Raw genomic sequence first — 16920 nt, forward strand, 5'->3', positions numbered from 1 at the left:
CGCACGGGGCCAAAACCCGACTTTGATCACAACCGAGAACAGGCCCTAGTACTGCAACCGCATCTGCCGTGACAGGTGCCGGATTGGCTCGTTGTTCCGACTGTGCGATGAATCGTTGACGGTTGAGCAGGTCGAGTCGTGGTCCGAGGGGATAGCCGGGTTCCATGCCCGGTTCGCCCATCGTTTCGGCAGGTCGGAGCCCCGCGAGCGGGCGTCGGACTACCTGAACGGGTTGCTCGCGCCGCTTGAGAAAAAGAACGGGTGGACGCTGTCGGAGCAGGTCGGGCAGTTGCGCCCCGACGGCGTCCAGCGGCTGCTCAACCACTCCGACTGGGACGAGAACGCGGTCCGCGACGATGTGCGGGACTTCGTCGTGGAGACCATCGGTGCCAAGGATGCGGTGCTGATCGGCGACGACACCGGCTTCCTGAAGAAGGGCACCAAGTCCGCCGGCGTCCAGCGTCAGTACACCGGCACGGCCGGCCGCACGGAGAACAGCCAGATCGGAACATTCCTGGCCTACGCCTCCTCCAGGGGGCGGGCGTTGATCGACCGCGAGCTCTACATCCCTGTCTCCTGGACGGATGACCGTGAGCGCTGCCGCGCGGCCGGGATCGATGACGGAGTTCCCTTCGCGACCAAGAACGAGCACTTCAAGTGGATGCTGCAACGCGCCATCGACGCGGGTGTCCCGTTCGCGTGGGTCACCGCTGACGAGGATTACGGGCAGGTCAAGCACCTGCGAGTGTGGCTGGAGGAACGTCGGGTCGCGCACGTGCTGGCCACGAAGGTCAACGACACCGTGATCGCCGCGCGCGGGGCGGACGCGCGGGTGGACCAGCTGGTCGCCGCGCTGCCCCGCCAGCGGTGGAAACGGATCTCCGGCGGGGCCGGCGCGCACGGTGAGCGGATTTACGACTGGGCGCGTGTCGCGATCCGCCCGTACTGGGAGAACGGTTTCGGGCACTGGGTACTGGCTCGACGCAGCGTCAGCGACCCGAGCGAGATCGCCTACTACGTCTGCTACGGCCCGGTCGCCTCCCGACTGAAAGACCTGGTCAAAGTGGCTGCTGCGAGGTGGGCGGTGGAGGAGTGCTTCCAGACCGCGAAGGGAGAGTGCGGTCTGGACCACTACCAGGTGCGGCTCTACCGGGCCTGGTACCGCCATATCACCCTGGCCATGGCCGCCCTCGCCTACCTGACTGCCGTCCGCGCCGCAGAAGCCGCAAAAGGGGCACTCTCGATGACGAGCAGGACCTCATACCCCTCAGCGTCCCGGAGATCCGCCGGTTGATGGGCCACGTCGTCGTCACGCGCCACTGCCACAGCAACGAGCACTATCTGCACTGGTCACGCTTCCGACGACGCAGCCAGGCACGAGCCCGCCGCTCCCACTACAAACGCCGAGGCCACATTCTCCAGATGCGGTTGCAGTACTAATGCTCTCCGGCAGCGTGGAGTTTTCAATCACGATGACCTGGCCCGGTGGGTTGTCGAGGAGGTCCCGGTAGAAGTTCTCGACGACATCACGGGTCATCAGCTCGGGTCGTTCTTCGTCCGGGTCTTCGGGCCGACGGTAGGTGAGGCGTTTCGAGTACGACGAAACCCGTGTGGATCAGGTCGTGAGCTGCGTTTCGGCGGGCGAGTGACACCGCGAAGGCAGCGTGGAGGATGGAGCGCATGCCCCTGCCGCGGCTCGCTCGGGGCTGCCCGTCAACGGGCCGTGTACTGCCGCCGGAACCATCACGCTGGGGGCTGGGATCATGGATGCACGCGCGTTGGTTCGACAAGCAGATCAGCGAGCGCGGCTCTGGTCGGGAGGCCGAGTCAGTAGCCGTTGGGACCGTACGGACTCCAACCGCCGAGGAATGACCTGAGATCGTCGGAGGGGCCGCCCCGCCGCGTGCGGCGGGGCGGCCCCTCCAGGTGGTCAGCGCACTGCTCGGGTGACGTTCAGCTCGGCGGCCGTAGTATACGGTCCAGCGTGAGAGGACGTGGCGACGAGCTTGAGGTAGCGGGCCGGCGTGCCGTTCAGAGTGATGGTCTGCTCGACCGTGGTGTTCGCGAAGGTCCCGGTGGTTACCTTGGTCCACGCGGTGCGGTCCGTGCTCACCCAGACCTCGTATCCGGCTATCCGGCCGTTGGCGCTCTGATGGCGGGGCAGGTAACGCAGGCCGGTGGCCTCGAGCTCTTCACCGAGGTCGAGCACGATGTGGTGAGGCAGCGGGTCGGCTCCTCCCGACCAGCGGGTGTGCCAGAAGGTGGCCGGGTTACCGTCCAGGACATTCGCTGCGCGGCCGTCCTCCCCGACGGTCTCCTCGCTGTCGACCTCGACCACCCGCATCTGCTTTTGGGGGACTATCGCCGGGTGGAACGTGGTGCCGGTGCCCTTGTCGGTGCTCTTGGCGTTCTTGTAGGTGGCCTGTGCGGACAGTGTGTAGGCACTGGGCTTTGCGTCCGAGGGGGCGGTGACCGCCCAGGTGGTCTTCACCGACTGGTCGGGCTTGACCGTGGTGAACGTGGTGGGCGAGGTGGCCTCGGCCGTCCAGCCGCTGGGCACGGTGAGGCTGACGGAGGCGTCCGAAAGCGCTGCCGGGCTGCTGTCGTTGGTGTAGGTGGTCGTCACGGTGACGGCGGAGCCGGGCCTGAAGACCGGGGGCGTGTCGACCGTGAGCGAGTGGTGCACCCCCATGAAGCCGGGCACTTCCCACCTTTGGTGGAGCTTGCCGTCGCAGTTCCGGAGTTCCGCGGGGGTTCCGTTGGCGATGTCGGAGCCGGGGACGGTCAGGCAGTGGTCGGATGCCGGGTTGAGCAGGGAACCGTCGGCCTTGGGCTGCCAGGTCTGCGCGGGGGTGCCGTCGCAGTCGGCGAGTCCGGTCCCGGTCCCGTTCGCGGTGGAGGTGGCGGTCAGGCACTTGTCGGACTGGCGGATCGTGCCGTCCGCGTGCCTGATCCACTGCTGGTTGGCGGCGGCTTCGCAGTGCCACAGGCCGAGCGCGCCCGGCTCCGCCGGGTTGGTCTGGTGGTTCTCCAGGCAGCGTCCGGCCATGCCGCGCAGGCGCGCGGTCTTGGACGTGTCCCACACGTCGGTGATCGTGGAGATGTCCGCGTCGGCCGTGTGGTTGATGTGGTCCAGGCCGTACATGTCCAGCAGCGTGCGCAGGACGTTGTAGTGGTTGATCTTCTGGTCGTACTCGCCGGCCCTGGCCATCGGCCCGACCATGATCGTCGGGATGTGGTTGGCGGGGGTGAAGTCGTCCTCGTCCCAGGTCAGCACGAACAGGCTGTTGTGCGTCTTGGCCCACTGGATGTACGAGTCGAAGGTGTTCTTGACGAAGGCGTCACCCTGCGCGAGGGAGCCGTCGTGCATGCTCTGCTGGCCGTTGCCCACGTAGAAGGAGACGGTGGGCAGCTTGGCGAACCCGTCCGGCGTGGTCGGGAACTCCTCCTGCCGCTTGTCCATCGGGTTCAGGTTGCCCGGTACGCCCGGGATGTTCTTGTAGCGGAGCCACTGGGTGGGGAGGCCCTGGTTGGCGTAGTTTGCGAAGCTGTACCCGTGGGTGGTCAGCTGGTTGGGGAGGTTGTCGGTGTCGACGGACTGCGGGGCCGGCCAGTCGCTGGTCTTCACGATGTCCGAGGCGGACAGCAGCGCGTAGTAGTTGGGCAGGCTCGGGTGCGTGACACCGTACGAATTGGTGAACGACGCACCCTGGGCCTCCAGGGACTTGATGTACGGCATTTGGTCCTCAGGCCTGGTGGACGGGTTCCGGAGGATGTCGTCGTAGCCCTTGTTCTCCATCATCACCATGACCACGTGGTCCGGCTTGGGAACCGCGGTGGATCCCACGACAACCGAAGACTTGGCGTCCGAAGACCCGGCGTCCGGGGTCGCCGCGGCCGCAGAGACGGTACCGGGAAGGGCGATGCATGCCAGCAGGGCCGAGGCCATCAGGCCACGGATGCTTGGGCGCGGTATGCGCATGCTGGTGCTTCCTTGTTAGTGCGACAGCACACGGGCCGACATCGCGGCCAAGACCACCGGAAACGCAAACAGTGGTGCATGCGTTGTGCTTTCGCGTCCATTCATGGCAACCAGGAGCGTAGATGTACGCTGCATCTGCCCCGGTAACGGTCAGTGAACTTCTCTCCAACACAGCCACGCAGGGCTGGTCAGTCGGCCCGCCGGGGGATCGGGCAGCCCGGTGCTCGTGTTGCGCGTCAACGTGGCCTCCGCGCTGGTCCGGCCGCCCCACGGCGTCCGGACGAAGGAGGAGGTGCGGCGGGCAGGAACAGCAGCGGGTGGTGCGGGGGGAAGCCGAAGTGACCGAGGCGCGCTGCGGGCTCTTCGTCGAAAAGCTGAGATTCGCTCTACAGGCCGACGGTGACAACGAGCCAGGTGTGGGGGCGGTCCGGGTCGTTGCACAGCCACAGGTCGAACGTGCCGACCAGTAGGTCCTTCTCCCACTTCCAGACCTCAGGCCCACGACACCGCCGGGAACGTTCGCAGACACCAGGCCCCGGAAGAGCGACACACGAGCGTCGCCGCCTCGCGTCCGGGTGGGTGAACACCAACCGATTGGCGTGCCCGTCCGGCCGGAAGGGGTTCAACGGACCGTCCGGCCCGTGTACCGGGGCCACTTCTGCGAGGCACATGATGGGACGTCACAAGCAGCACAAGCCGCACCGCCGACATCGACGCCCTGCCCGTCGCACGGACCGAGGTCGGCTGGAAGCAGCTGCGCGCGGTCGAGAAAGGCCGGCGCTCACCGCTCGCCTCCCTTCGTCCGGCACCGGAGGCGGCACCGGTCTGAACCAGCGACCACCGACGCGGCGCAGCGGCACGATCACGCCTCTGCCCGGGAGGGGCGGAGGAGGGACCTCTCTCCTGCAGAGCGAGGTGTCGCCGCCGGGGCGGTGCTGACTCAGGGGTGTGACCTGCCCGAATACCGCTGCCCGCTCCGGGCCCCGGCAACCTGTTGGGCGCCTCGTTGCGCAACCCGTTGCGCGACTCGTCAGCACCACCGTTACGCAACCCGTTGTGCGGACCAGGCGCCGTTCGGCTCCCACGTGGCTGCTCTCGCTCCTGCGTCGGTGCCGAGTTCGTCCGGACGACGGGCGTGGGTCTGCGTGTTGGCATTACCAAAGAGCCGGGTCTGCGTTGGGCAGTCCATGAATGAGCATCTGTGCAACGGGTCGCGTCCCTTCCTCGGCGCGGACGAAAGGGTCTCGCCCGTGGTGCGCGGGGGCGGCGGTCCAGCGGGGCCGGGGGTGTGCAGTACCCGGTGGCAGGTGGCCGAGCTCGGGGCGCGGTCGTGGGCGGAGCGGTGGGGCCTGGTCGGGGATGCGGCGCAGGCGCGGCGTCTGGCAGGGATGGGGCACGGTCGGATGGCGGGTTTCGTGGCGCCTTCGGCCTCGTCGGCGGAGCTGGAACTGCTGGCCTGCTGGGGAGCGTTCATCACGCTGGTCGACGACGGCTTCGACCGCGGCGGCGAGTACGCCCCGGTGTCCGAGGTGCGGGCCGTGCTCGATCCTCTGGTCGAGGTACTCAAGGGGACGGGCACCGGGGCGGCGGTCAGGACGCCCGCGGTGGCTGCTCTTGAGGACCTGTGGCGGCGCACCGTCGTGGGGACGGCGCCGGGGTGGTGTGCGCGGTTCGCGGCCTCGTACGCGTTCTTCGCGGAGGCGACCTGCGAGGAGGCGCGGTGGCGGGAGGAGCGGTACATGCCCTCGGTGCAGGAGTACATCGGGGTGCGTCGGCGCACGATCACGGTGGCCCCGCTGCTGCTGGTGTCCGAGCGTCTCCTGGATGCGTGGCCGCAGGCGGAGGCATTCCACGATGTCTGTGCTGATGTCGTGGCCTGGACGAACGACCTGTTCGATGCCGGGGCGGAGCAGGCCGGTGAGGTAGGTCTGGTCGATGCGCTGGTGCGGGAGCGGGGCGTCGGGCGGGGTGAGGCGGCGGCGATCACCCGCGCGATGGTCGAGGAGAGGCTGGACGATTTCGAGCCGGCTGCGGGGCGGCTCGCTGATTCGAATCCGCATGCCGGGGACGTCCGTTCGCGGATCGACCGTGTGCGTACGTTCCTGTACGGGGCGGTGGCCTGGCAGTACGAGAGCCGGCGCTACCGCGCCACGCTCCCCGTACAACGTGCACCGGGCGAACTCGCGGAGGACCCGGTGGAGAGCGCCGCCGTCCGGCTGGAACGCCGACTGGCACTGGCGGTGGCGCCGGACGGGGCGTTGCCTGACCGGTGCGCGGGCCGGGTTCTTGAGACGACGCTGCTCCTCGCTCTGCTCCGCGCGCACCGCACCCACCCGGAAGAGCAGCGTGAACTGACGTGCTGGCTCGGAGAGCGACGCGCCGGCGCCGACCCGCTCGATGCCCTGCTCATCGACGCCGTCCTGCGCCCCCAGGTCCTGCCGGCCGACGCCGCCGACGCGGCAGCCCCCTTCGCCGACCACCTCGTGTCCTCAACGGGCGGCCGGGGCCGGCTCAAGCGCAGCATGCTCCATGCCGTACTGCACGTGCTCGGAGGCCTGGGGCTGAACGCCGAGGACATCCCGCCCGTGGCTTTTGCTGGCGCGCTGTCCACCTTCACCCTGGCCAACCTCCTGGCCGTACGCATCGTCTACGCCCAGGCGACCGACCATCCGCACGCGGTCTCAAGCAGTGAACGTTTCCAGCTTGCCGATGTACTGGAGGACGGGAGTGGACGACTGCTGTGGGAGGCCAGCGCCGCCACCCACCTTCTCGCACTCAACGCCCTGCAGTCCTGCCGGCCAGGCCACCCCGTGGTCGGCCGGGCCGTGACCGGCCTGCTGCTGGCCCGCGACAGCGGCGGCGGGATGCCGTTCCTCGACAGCCAGGACGTATGGCTGTCCGCCGTGGGCGGCCTCGCCTTCCTCAGCCGGCCCGCCCTGCGTCCCTACGCGGTACGGATGGGCACATTCGTCGCCTCCTGGCAAGCTCCTGACGGCGGCTGGCCCTTTGCCAGTGGTATCCGCCAGACCGACGTCGACACCGCCGCCCGCTGTATGGAGTTCCTCCACGCCCTCGACCCGCACCGCTACCGCGCCCACCTCACCCGGGGCGCCGCCTATCTCGCCGCGAAAGCCGGCCCCGAGGGCGGATTGCCTACCTGGCGGGAAGGCGACGACCCCGACCTCGACATGACCGCGGGCGCCGTCCTCGCTCTGGCCCCGCACGCCGCCTACGTGCGGCATGTCACCGCCGCCACTCGCTTCATCCTCGACACCCAGCGCCCCGACGGCACCTGGGACCGGAGCTGGACGCTGAGCGAGTCCAGCGTCATCCTGCGCGCCGTCGACGCCCTGGATGCCGCCAGCCACACCTCCGACTTCAACCCCACGCGGGCCGCCGCCGCGGTCGCTCGCGCCGTGGCACGGCTGACGGCCACTCAGAAACCGGACGGAAGCTGGGGCCGCACACCCGACCACGCCAGCGACACGCTGTCCACCGCCCAGGCCATCCCCGTCCTCGCCCGCTACGGCCCGCCCCACGTCACCGCCGCCGCGACTGCCCACCTGATCTCCCGCCAGGACGACACCGGCCGCTTCCCCGCCCCGCCCGACCAGACGGGCCCGCGCCCCCTGCCCTTCGACTACCCCGTCGTCGCCGACCTCCACGCCCTCGCCACCCTCACCCGGATCCAGCAGCCCCGGCCTGCCCGCAGTGAATCCGGCGCGGGAGGGACACCACCGCCGAAGGAACAGGCCCATGCATATCGCTTCGTCACCGCGAAGGAGCTGGAGTAGTGGTGCTCCACCGCGAATTTATCAACCGCGTACCGCCGAGCATCGAACCCGCCGTCGCTGAGGTGGCGCCAGGAGTGCCGCCTACCGCGCCATCGTTGGCACCAGTCCGAGGCAGTCGGGAGGGACCAGCGCCATCCGCTTCTGGGCGGGCTGCAGAGGGCCCCGGACCAGGAGTGCCGGGCAGCCGATCGTCTCCGCGGTGTGCGGGCCGGCCTCCGCCGGCTCTTCCGCCCGGCGAGTCGCCGACGTGGTGCGTGTCCCGCCAGGCGGGAATCCGGCGCCACGTCCGGTGAGGGAACTACCGGTCGCGCAGCTGGTCGGTCTAAAGCAGGTTGCTGACGGCGGCGGCCTGGCCGTCGACCAGCTCGCCGACCAGGGCGGCGATGTCGGCGATGTCCAGGTCGGCGGCCGCGAGGTCGGCCAGTGTGAGGACCTGGCCGTCGACCAGCGGCCGGAGGACCGGTTCCGCCGCGGGGCGAACTCGTACTCGCTGCCGGCGGCGGCCAGCAGCACAGTGTCGCCGGTCGTGGTGAGCACGGCGCGGGCGGTGGTCATCCGGACCCGCAGGCCCGGGTCGGCCGGGACGCCGCCCACGTACGGCAGGCTCGGGGCCAGCCGTCCCACCGACCGGCCGTCCATCGCGGTGGTGTAGCGGGCCAGCAGCTGCGGGTCGTCCAGCTCGGCCAGGAGCAGCTTGCGCAGCCCGCGCAGGGTGGCGGCCTGTGCTTCGGGGGTGCCGAGCAGGGGCAGGTCGGTGCGGAATTCCTCTCGGGAGATGAGCTGTTCGGCGAGCCAGTCGGGCAGGTTGACGGGGGTGTGGGGTTCGAAGCTGAACGTGGCGTGCAGGCTGGGGCCGCCCTGGTCGGCGCTGACCGAGTGCCACCAGCCGCGTGGCACGTACAGCAGGTCTCCCGGGTGCAGCACCAGGTCGGCCAGCGGTTCCGCCGGTGGTTCGGGCGGCAGTTCGGTGTCCCGGTACAGCGGGGCCGGGCGGGTCTGCCCGAACAGCCGCCAGCGCTTGGCGCCGTCCAGTTGCACGACCAGGACCGCGTGATCGTCCCAGTGGACGCCGAACCCTTCGGTGGGCGTCCAGGAGGCGTACACGTTCGCCCTCACGTCGGTCCGGAACATGCGCTCCAGGTCCTCGGCGAGCCGGGCCAGGGGCCGGTGGAACTGGTCGGCGCAGTCCGGAGCCAGGGAGGCGCCGTCGGCCAGCAGTGGGTGCAGGCCGGCGGGCTGGAGGCGGTGCCACACGGTGTGGCGGCGGGTAGAAACCGGTGTGGCGTAGTCGGACAGTGGCAGCGTCTGCCCGCCGCGGGCCAGCCGCAGCCGGGGCGGGGTCAGCCGGTGCTGGGCCAGGATGCGGTCCAGGTCGTCCCAGGTCATCAGCCCGGCGACCTCGACAGCTTTGGAGACATGGCGGTAGTCGCGGTGCAGCGCCTGGGCGAGGAAGTCCTCGCCCAGGCGCTCCGCGATCGACAGGTTCGTCATCGCGTCTTCGGCTCCGGATCAGTCGTTGCCGGTGCCGCCGCAGTCACCCATCAGGGTGTTGCGACCGCGAGCGGTGGTGATCAGGCGCCGGGACCGCAGCAGGCCACCGGCCGGGGGCGGGGTAGGAGTCGACATCACTGTCCTCCTCTGTGAGGGGTGGGCCACGCCGGGGAGACCCGGCGCGGACCGGGAATGGACCGGACACCAGTCAGTGAACCGAGCGGAACGACGGGCGATAACCCCATCAAGGGGCCCCCACGGTGGGTACCGTCATGGGTGACGAGTCGTCACCGCACGGCAGCCGGGGGGACACCGTGGACCTACCGCCGTCACCGGCACAGCTGCCCCGCCGGCTGCTGGCCGACCCGGCGTTCCTGCGGGCCCTGAAAATCCGGGACTTCTCCGTCATCTTCTCCATGGCCAACGGGGCGCGGGTCAGTTTCAACCGAATCGCGGAATGAAAGCCGAGCGGGTCAGCAAAGTGGCCCGAGGTGACGCTGCGGTGACCGGCTTCGACACGGTGGAGCGGATCGCGGACGGTCTTCGGATTCCCGGTGCCCTTCTGGGGCTTGCTGCGCGACCCTGGGAAGACACCGCCATCGCCCCCAGCACGGAGCCCCCTGATGGAGACGACCCCATGAAGCGCCGCGAACTGCTGCGCGGCGCGCTGGCCGCCGGCCTGACCGGTGCGGCGCTCGCCGCCCTGACCGACACCCGCACCTCCTTCGACCAGACCCTCGCCGCCCACCCGGCCGACCTGTCCGACCTGGAAGCCGCCGCTGAAAGCTACGGCTACGGCTACCACGGCCAGGCCCCCGCCCGGGTCCTGGCCGACCTGGTCACCGACTTCGCCGACATCCGCCCACTGCTGGACGCCCCGCAGCCGGTCGCCACCCGGGTGAGGCTGTGCCGCACCGCCGGGCAGATGGCGGGCATGACCGCGATCGTGCTCCACGACCTCGGCAGCCGACGCGAGGCCCGCGCCTGGTTCGCCACCGCCGCCCACGCCGCCGGTGAATCCGGCGACCGGCAGCTGCACGCCTGGGTGATGGCCCGCGAGGCGATGGTGGGGCTGAACTACGGCTCACCCAAGGCCGCGGCGGGCCTGGCCGAACAGGCCCGCCGCGTCGCCGGGACCTCGCCGACCGCCGCCGCGACCCTGGCGGCCGCCGTCGCCGCCCGCGCCTACGCCCTCTCCCACCAACCCGACCAGGCCCACGATGCACTGGCCGACGCCGACCGGCTGACGGAACGGCTCAGCGGCGAGCAGCGGGCCGACACCTGGTTCGGGCACTGCGAGCAGAAGCACCACGTCCACCTCTCCCACGCGCTCACCGCCCTGGGCGACACCGGGCGGGCCCGCGAAAGTCAGGACCACGCGCTCGAACTGTCCGCCCCGACCAGCAGCATGACCCGCACCCTGCTGACGATCGACGGCGCAGCCTGCGCCCACCACGACGGCGACACCGAGCAGGCGTGCCGCCGCGCCGCCGCCGCTCTGGCCGTCCTCCCGGCCGGCTACCGCACCGGCCTCATCCATGCCCGCGCCACGGACCAGTACCAGTCCATCCCCGCTCAACACCACCGCGAGCCCGCCGTGCGAGCCCTCCACAACGCCCTCGCCGACTGAATCTGGCACCCAGACGTGATCCGCCCCAGGGGAAGGTTCGGCGGCGGCCAGGCGGCATCCCAGTCCCAGGCCGCCCACCAGTCGGCGTCCACAAACGGCCCGCCCCCGCTCCTCAAGCATCGCGAGGACCCGGGCGCGGGCGAGCTCCACCGCCTGATGCTCGGAGTCGGTGACGATGCCCAGGCGCCGGACGTGGGCGTACTCGTCTTCGCCCTTCGGGCCTGGCATTACCGTCGGCTCTCCGCCGGATGTCGCTGGGGCCCGCACCCTCCGGGGGTGGCGCGGGCCCCGGCGTGAGGGGCAGCAGCCCAGGTCGTCCTGTCACAGACCGCCGACTGCACCTTCTCTGTCTATGGGCCCGGTGACACCCCGGCGACCTGCGGAGAGCAGCGTGACTACGGCTGTCACCCGTCCGGGCGGTCGCGCGGCCATCGGCGAACCGGGCCGCCGCGCGCGTCGTCATCGGCGGCATGCGTATCGACGAGCAGCACATCACCGAGCCGGGCCTCGTGGTCCTGGACGTCACCGCCGCTGACGAGAACACCATCCGTGCGGTGATGGACAGCCTGCAGCGGTGGTGGGCCACCTCCGGCATCTACTCCGGTGTGGCAGGCTCCAGGAGAGGCGGGGGTGAGGGCGCGGGTGTACGCGGACATCCGACGCCGTGCCACCACGGAGTAGATGCGGCCGGCCGATGCCGGACGGGCCACGATCGTCGCGGCGGCTACGCGCGGTCTCAGCGCATCGTTCCTCTTTCGCCATCGGCCCAGGCGCGGTGTCCAGCGCGGGCAACACCCAGGCCGACGCCGCCCCACAGCCTGGGTGAGCCGCCGCTGCGTTGGGCGGTCAGCGGCCGACCGGTTCGGGGTAGCGTGCGCGGCGCCGGTCCGGGTCGTCGACGCCGATCTCGTACCAGGGCTCGCCGCGCTGGAGCCGGGGCAGGGTGTTCACCCAGACTGCGATGGTGATGCCGTGGACATCGGCGGCGAGTGCCTGGCGGCGGTTGTCGAGCAGATGTTCCGCCTTGCCTGCCAGGACGACGTGCAGCGTCGGGAATCGCTCGCTGCGGGTGTAGCGGTGGCGCTGCCAGAACGGGTACGTGCTGCCGTTGGTGCCGCGTGCTCCCTCCCAGACCCGGTGCCCGGCGTAGCGCTCGTAGTCCCAGACCTCTTTGGCGAGGCGGGCCTGGGTCATCGTCCCGTTGTCGAGCTCGAAGAGGCGGACCTCGCTGGTTTTCGTCGGCAGGGCCAAGACCGCGTCAGCGTTGAAACTCAGGCCGATCTCCCGGATGGCGTGGTTGACCTCCACCTGCCAGTCGGTCAGATGCTCACGCCCGCCGTAGGCGAGGATCGTGTCCGTCACCGCGACGCCGTGCGGACCGAACCCGGCCTTGACCGCCTTCGCTCCGGTGCCGGACTTCGGGCGGGACGGCAGCTCGTTGCCTTCGGCCAGGGCCTTCTGCCCCGCCACCGTCAGGTTCCAGATCGGGTGCTGACCGCCCTTGCCGTTCGTCTCCGCCAGCCCCAGCTCCGCCAGCTTCTTCATCGCCCTGCGCACGTACGACCGGCCGTCCGCATCCTCCGCCGTGATCACCTGAGCCATCTGCCGCACCGTCGCTATCCGCACGCACCCCAGCATCCGCAGCGCGTCAGCCCGCACCTTCCCGGCCGTGGGAGTGGACCTCTTCCCCTTCGCTGACTCCACAAGGAAAGGGAGAGAGGTGTCGGCGTCCCGAGGGTCGGCGTCCCGAGAGGCCCCCTGGCGGGCGGTGTGAGCTGCGGTGATGGGCACGACATTGGAATCGTTCGCGGCACTGGACGCGGCACTTCTTTCCGGGCCGTCCGAGGAGCGCTCAGTACCCCATGACCAGGTGGAGCGCGGCTCTTGTTCGGGCTGCCGGGCGCTGCTGGTGTACGTCATGACGAGGCTCCTCACGCAGATGGCGCGGGACTCCGGACAGAATCCCGCCCTCATTTGCTAGAGGTGTGCTGGAAGTCGACGGTGTGACATTCCGCCGGGCGACGTTACCCAGCCGTGATCGTCAGGCGGGTGCGGCGCTCGGGCCAGGCAAGTGACCGTACGGTGACGCCTTGTCTCATACTGGCTGATCGGGCCGAACACCGCACCGATCAGGCCACGCGTCCCGGTCTCGCACAGTGCCATCAGCCGAAGCGTGGGGTAACCAGCCCACCCCAGGCGCGTCCGGACCTTCCCGAGCCAGGCCCGGTTCCGCTCGTGATCGGGGACCTTCACTGCGCTGCACCCGTCGAAGGCGACGGTCCGCCAGGAGCGGTAGCAGACCCCCACTGTCGTGGGCTGCCCGATCGGGCCGGCAACCATCTCGAACAGGGCCTTCAGCGGCGCCGGACCCAGTCGGCGGCGCAGATCACGAAGGGCCCTTTCGCTGGGCCGAAGCGGACCGTCCTCCCGGAATCCGGCCGTCAGTTTGCCCCAGACCCGTAGATAGCCCACCGATGGGAAGAGTGCCAGGGCGAGCACGAAGTACACCCCGACCCGGGAGGGAAGCAGTCGCAAGCGCCTCTGGAGCGTACGGGTTTCCTCCAGGACCTCGTCAACGAGCTCGACGGGAAGGTATCGGGTCAGCTCATCCAAGTGTCCCGGATCGAAGACGGACGCGCGCCCGGCGCCGGGGGATTTGGGCATGGCGATGGCACACTGGTCAGGCAACGGGACCTCTTCACAGCAGGTAGATCTTGGTCGATCCCCTGCTCTACCCGAGGTCCCGTTCCCATGTCCGCGCAACACGCGGACACGTCCGCTTTGACGGCCGTCGGGTCGGCTTAACGACGCAGCATTGCGTCGACACCGCGGTTCTTGATCTCGGTGAGGATGTGCATCCAGTGCTTGGCACCCTCGCCGCCGTCGCCGGCCCACAGCCCGAGGATGTCCCGCCGACCCTCGGTCGTGACCGCCAAGGCCACATATATGGGCCTGTTGGCTACCGCGCCGTCGCGGATCTTCACGTGGATGGCGTCAATGAAGACCACGGGATAGACAGGGTCGAGGGGCCGGTTCTGCCACTCGGCCATGCCCTCGAGGACCTTGTCGGTGATCGTGGAGATCGTCTGGCGGGACACGTCGGCGCACGAGACCTTCGCGAGGTGGGCCTGGACCTCGCCGGTCGTCAGGCCCTTCGCCGCGAGCGAGATGACCATCTCGTCCACGCCGGACAGACGCTTCTGCCGCTTCTTGACAATCCGCGGCTCAAAACTGCCTTCCCGGTCGCGCGGCACGACTATCTCGACCGGGCCGACGTCGGTCAGCACCGTCTTGGCCCGGGTGCCGTCCCGCGAGTTGCCGCCGTTCTTTCCTGCTGGATCGTGCTTGTCATAGCCGAGATGGTCGGTGATCTCGCCCTCGAGAGCCGACTCCAGCAGCCGCTTCGTCAGCTGCTGCAGCAGCCCGCCCTCACCGGTCAGCTGCAAGCCCTCGGCCTGAGCCCGGCCCACCAGCTCGTCAATCAACCGGTCGTCCACAGACTTCGACGGAGCCGCCTCGGACGGCTCGACGGACTCAGCCTCGTCACGTTCTCACTGGTCATCGATGCATCTTCCTTGATGCAGGAGTTACACCGATCGTTTGGCTCTGTTCCGTAGTCGGTGGTGACGGTGCGTTCTCCTTATTGCAGGAGGATGCGGTGACGGAGGAGGTCGAATCCTGCTCGGCCGTGCATCTGCCGCGTGATCTTCTTGGTTCGGGTATTGACGCCTTCTGTCCGGCCGTTGTGGTGGGGCAGGGTGAGGCCGGCGTTCACGGCGGCGCGGTCGAGTTCGAGGCCGTTGCAGAAGCTGTGCAGGTGGGGCAGGCCGGCGGTGCGGACCGTGGCGATCCACTGGGTGAGCTTGTCGTCGTTGGCCTGGGCCGGGGCCAGGAGCGCGGCGAACTCGCCGGTGAGCCGGGCGAGTGCGGTCATCTCCGGGCACGCTGCGGTGAGGAGGCCGAGCAGGTCGGTGTCTCTGGTCCACAGGTGCTCGGGGTGGGTGAGCAGGAGCCGGGCGAGGCGGCGGGGGGTCGTCACAGGACGGTCGCCTTCGGCGCGGCCCTGATTGAGGTAGCGGACCAGCAGGTTGGCGCTGCCGGTATAGCCCAGTTCCCTGATCTCGTGCAGGAGGTGCGTGACGGGAACAGCCGGGTTGTCGGACCGGCGCCGGCGCAGGTGGTCGCGGTAGGGGTCGACCAGGGTGGACCCGTAGCGGGGGGCGATGCGATCCGTGGGCGGTTCGGGGATGCGGGCGTAGCGCTTGACGGTGTTCAGGGCGAGGTTCAGTCTGCGGGAGCAGTCGAGCAGGCCGACGCCGGAGTCGAGGAGGGCGTGGACTTTGTGCCGGCGTTCGCGGGTGGTCTGCTCGCGGACGCCGCCGGGCCGGGGCGGGTTGACGGCGGCCCTGCGGATTTTGCTGCTGTTGGTAGTGGACGGTTTCGTATTCGACGGGCGGGACGTGGCCTATCTCACCGTGGAGTCGGCTGTGGTTGTACCAGTCGACCCACTCGGCTGTGGCCAACTCGACAGGGCTTCGGCAAAGTGGCGGATCGTCCGAATGATCCGGGTCCGAGTGGGTTGGTTGGTCCGGACACGAGGCAGGCGCGGGCTTCCAAGATCATGGAGTTCTCGACGCCCCGTGATCCGAGTGGGAGAACGTCAGGGGCTGGCGAGAGCGCATGACGGTCGGCGGTTGAACTGCCCAGGTCGTTGGTCTCGGCACCCGAAACGCTTCAGGGGTTGAAGGCGGCGGAGACGATCCGGTTGACCAGGGTGAGATCATTGCCGCCGCCGGTGACGGGGTTGAAGGAGTATGCGAGTCGGCGGCGGAGGTCGCGGGTGGCGAACATCCCGTCGGTGTAGCCGAAGGTGCTGCCAGTCTTGCCCCAGACGGTCACACCGTCGCGGAGGGTGATGCGCATCAGGCCCGCACTGTAGTAGGCCCGGCCGTGGCCCGGGTCGTTGGCGCCACCGCCCAGGTACGGGACGTCAGGGACGGTGAACAGCGCGGCGAGCTGGTCCGGCGGGAGAAGTCGGCCGCGGAACAGCGAGGTCATGAAGTGGTCGAGGTCGGCCGTGGTGGAGATCATTCCCCCGGCGCCGGGGTTCTGCTCCGTGATGTCCACCAGACGGCTGCTGCCATCGGGCTGCGGAACAGCGATGTAACCGTGCGCGTGCGGGCCGGGGATCGTCGGATCCGTCTCCGGTGCCGTGGTGTCCCGCAGGTGCAGCGGGAGCAGGATGCGATCCGTGATCTCCCGCTGGTAACTGTGTCTGGTCAGCATCTCGATGAGCATTCCGGCGACGTAGTACCCGGTGGCGCCGTACACCTGCATGCTGCCGGGCCGGTCGAACAGCCGCGGGTGCCGGACCGCCATGCCGACCAGCTGGGAGAGCGGGTGGTCGTCGAACCGGTGGGCCACGATCCCCTGAGGGTCAGTCGGAAGATCCTCAGGGGTCAACTCGGGCAGGCCGCTGGTGAAGTTCAGGAGCTGACGGATCGAGATCGGCGGGTACTCGGTGGGGAGGACACCCGGGAGATAGTCCTGCACCGGGCTGTCCAGATCGACCCGGTGCTCGGCGGCAAGCTGCAGCACCACTGTCGCGATGAACGTCTTCGTGACGCTGCCGAGCCGGAACCGTCCGTCGACCGGCACCTGCTCGCCGGCCACCGTGTCGGCCACTCCTGATGCCCCCGACCAGTGGCCGTCCGGTCCGCTCACCCGGGCCAGCACCGCTGTGACCCGGTTCGGTTCACTGGAGATCGCCTGCTGAAGCACCGCCGGGTCCAGCGAGGGAAGGGGTGCCGCGGCCGCAGGCGGTCGTGATGTGGGGACGGCTTGGGCGGGAGAGGCCGTGCCCATGGTTGCGGCGATCACAGCCGTGAGGACCGGCGCCACAATGAGCAGCCGCCTGTGTCCGGGCCGAGGGCGAGCCGGGCGGTATGCGTTCGAAGTCATACGGAGGATCTTCGTGGGACGCGCCTGCCCTGCCATCAGGAGACGACCCCGAGCTGCCCCTG

General features: G+C 69.5%; 9 protein-coding genes and 5 pseudogenes. 6 read left to right on the plus strand and 8 right to left on the minus strand.

The genetic code is table 11. From position 1 onward, the window contains the following. Positions 1-115 precede the first annotated feature (115 nt). The gene (locus tag OG953_RS41090; protein WP_405691021.1) at positions 116-1294 is read left to right on the plus strand and encodes an IS701 family transposase; all 1179 of its coding nucleotides are present in this window, start codon (positions 116-118) and stop codon (positions 1292-1294) included. A 636-nt stretch (positions 1295-1930) separates the two neighbouring features. On the opposite strand, the gene OG953_RS41095 is transcribed toward OG953_RS41090, so the two are convergent. After that, complete coding sequence (locus OG953_RS41095; protein ID WP_405691023.1) at positions 1931-3982, minus strand: alkaline phosphatase family protein; 2052 nt, start codon at positions 3980-3982, stop codon at positions 1931-1933. 1307 nt (positions 3983-5289) lie between these two features. On the opposite strand from OG953_RS41095, the gene OG953_RS41100 reads away from it, so the two are divergent. Continuing rightward, positions 5290-7776, plus strand: coding sequence for a prenyltransferase/squalene oxidase repeat-containing protein (locus tag OG953_RS41100; RefSeq protein ID WP_405691025.1), 2487 nt, complete (start codon positions 5290-5292; stop codon positions 7774-7776). Between the two features lie 81 nt (positions 7777-7857). On the opposite strand, the gene OG953_RS41105 is transcribed toward OG953_RS41100, so the two are convergent. Next, complete coding sequence (locus tag OG953_RS41105) at positions 7858-9267, minus strand: JmjC domain-containing protein (protein WP_405691027.1); 1410 nt, start codon at positions 9265-9267, stop codon at positions 7858-7860. 260 nt (positions 9268-9527) lie between these two features. Here OG953_RS41105 and OG953_RS41110 point away from each other — a divergent pair, with 260 nt between their 5' ends. The 4 genes from OG953_RS41110 to OG953_RS41125 all read left to right on the plus strand — a co-directional run bounded on the left by OG953_RS41110 (position 9528) and on the right by OG953_RS41125 (position 11865). Further along, positions 9528-9728: a hypothetical protein gene (locus OG953_RS41110; protein ID WP_405691029.1), complete on the plus strand. Its 201-nt coding sequence runs from the start codon at positions 9528-9530 to the stop codon at positions 9726-9728. A gap of 176 nt (positions 9729-9904) precedes the next feature. Continuing rightward, the gene (locus OG953_RS41115; protein WP_405691031.1) at positions 9905-10897 is read left to right on the plus strand and encodes a hypothetical protein; all 993 of its coding nucleotides are present in this window, start codon (positions 9905-9907) and stop codon (positions 10895-10897) included. Positions 10898-10912: 15 nt separating this feature from the next. Further along, positions 10913-11194 (plus strand): hypothetical protein, encoded by a 282-nt coding sequence (locus OG953_RS41120; protein ID WP_405691033.1) that lies wholly within the window; start codon positions 10913-10915, stop codon positions 11192-11194. Positions 11195-11367: 173 nt separating this feature from the next. Further along, positions 11368-11865, plus strand: coding sequence for a DUF6207 family protein (locus OG953_RS41125; RefSeq protein WP_405691035.1), 498 nt, complete (start codon positions 11368-11370; stop codon positions 11863-11865). A 151-nt stretch (positions 11866-12016) separates the two neighbouring features. Here OG953_RS41125 and OG953_RS41130 read toward each other — a convergent pair. The 6 genes and pseudogenes from OG953_RS41130 to OG953_RS41155 all read right to left on the minus strand — a co-directional run. Next, positions 12017-12871, minus strand: a pseudogene (locus OG953_RS41130) (replication-relaxation family protein); the annotation flags it as partial. 117 nt (positions 12872-12988) lie between these two features. After that, positions 12989-13585 (minus strand): annotated as a pseudogene (locus tag OG953_RS41135) (transposase domain-containing protein); the annotation flags it as partial. A 134-nt stretch (positions 13586-13719) separates the two neighbouring features. Then, positions 13720-14394, minus strand: a pseudogene (locus OG953_RS41140) (IS256 family transposase); the annotation flags it as partial. A gap of 143 nt (positions 14395-14537) precedes the next feature. Next, positions 14538-15302: pseudogene (locus OG953_RS41145) on the minus strand (transposase); the annotation flags it as partial. A gap of 4 nt (positions 15303-15306) precedes the next feature. Further along, positions 15307-15426 (minus strand): annotated as a pseudogene (locus OG953_RS41150) (IS3 family transposase); the annotation flags it as partial. Between the two features lie 205 nt (positions 15427-15631). Then, positions 15632-16858 carry a serine hydrolase domain-containing protein gene (locus OG953_RS41155; RefSeq protein ID WP_405691036.1) on the minus strand — a complete coding sequence of 409 codons (1227 nt, stop codon included), beginning with the start codon at positions 16856-16858 and terminating at the stop codon, positions 15632-15634. Between the last annotated feature and the right edge of the window lie 62 nt (positions 16859-16920).

Source organism: Streptomyces sp. NBC_00057, from assembly GCF_045041165.1.
GTDB lineage: Bacteria > Actinomycetota > Actinomycetes > Streptomycetales > Streptomycetaceae > Streptomyces.

Bases quoted from the DNA above. Each gene is read 5' to 3' on its own strand.
- OG953_RS41115 (WP_405691031.1), top strand. From the start codon at position 9,905: ATGAAGCGCCGCGAACTGCTGCGCGGCGCGCTGGCCGCCGGCCTGACC.
- OG953_RS41125 (WP_405691035.1), top strand. From the start codon at position 11,368: ATGCGTATCGACGAGCAGCACATCACCGAGCCGGGCCTCGTGGTCCTG.
- OG953_RS41155 (WP_405691036.1), bottom strand. From the start codon at position 16,858: ATGACTTCGAACGCATACCGCCCGGCTCGCCCTCGGCCCGGACACAGG.
- OG953_RS41105 (WP_405691027.1), bottom strand. From the start codon at position 9,267: ATGACGAACCTGTCGATCGCGGAGCGCCTGGGCGAGGACTTCCTCGCC.
- OG953_RS41095 (WP_405691023.1), bottom strand. From the start codon at position 3,982: ATGCGCATACCGCGCCCAAGCATCCGTGGCCTGATGGCCTCGGCCCTG.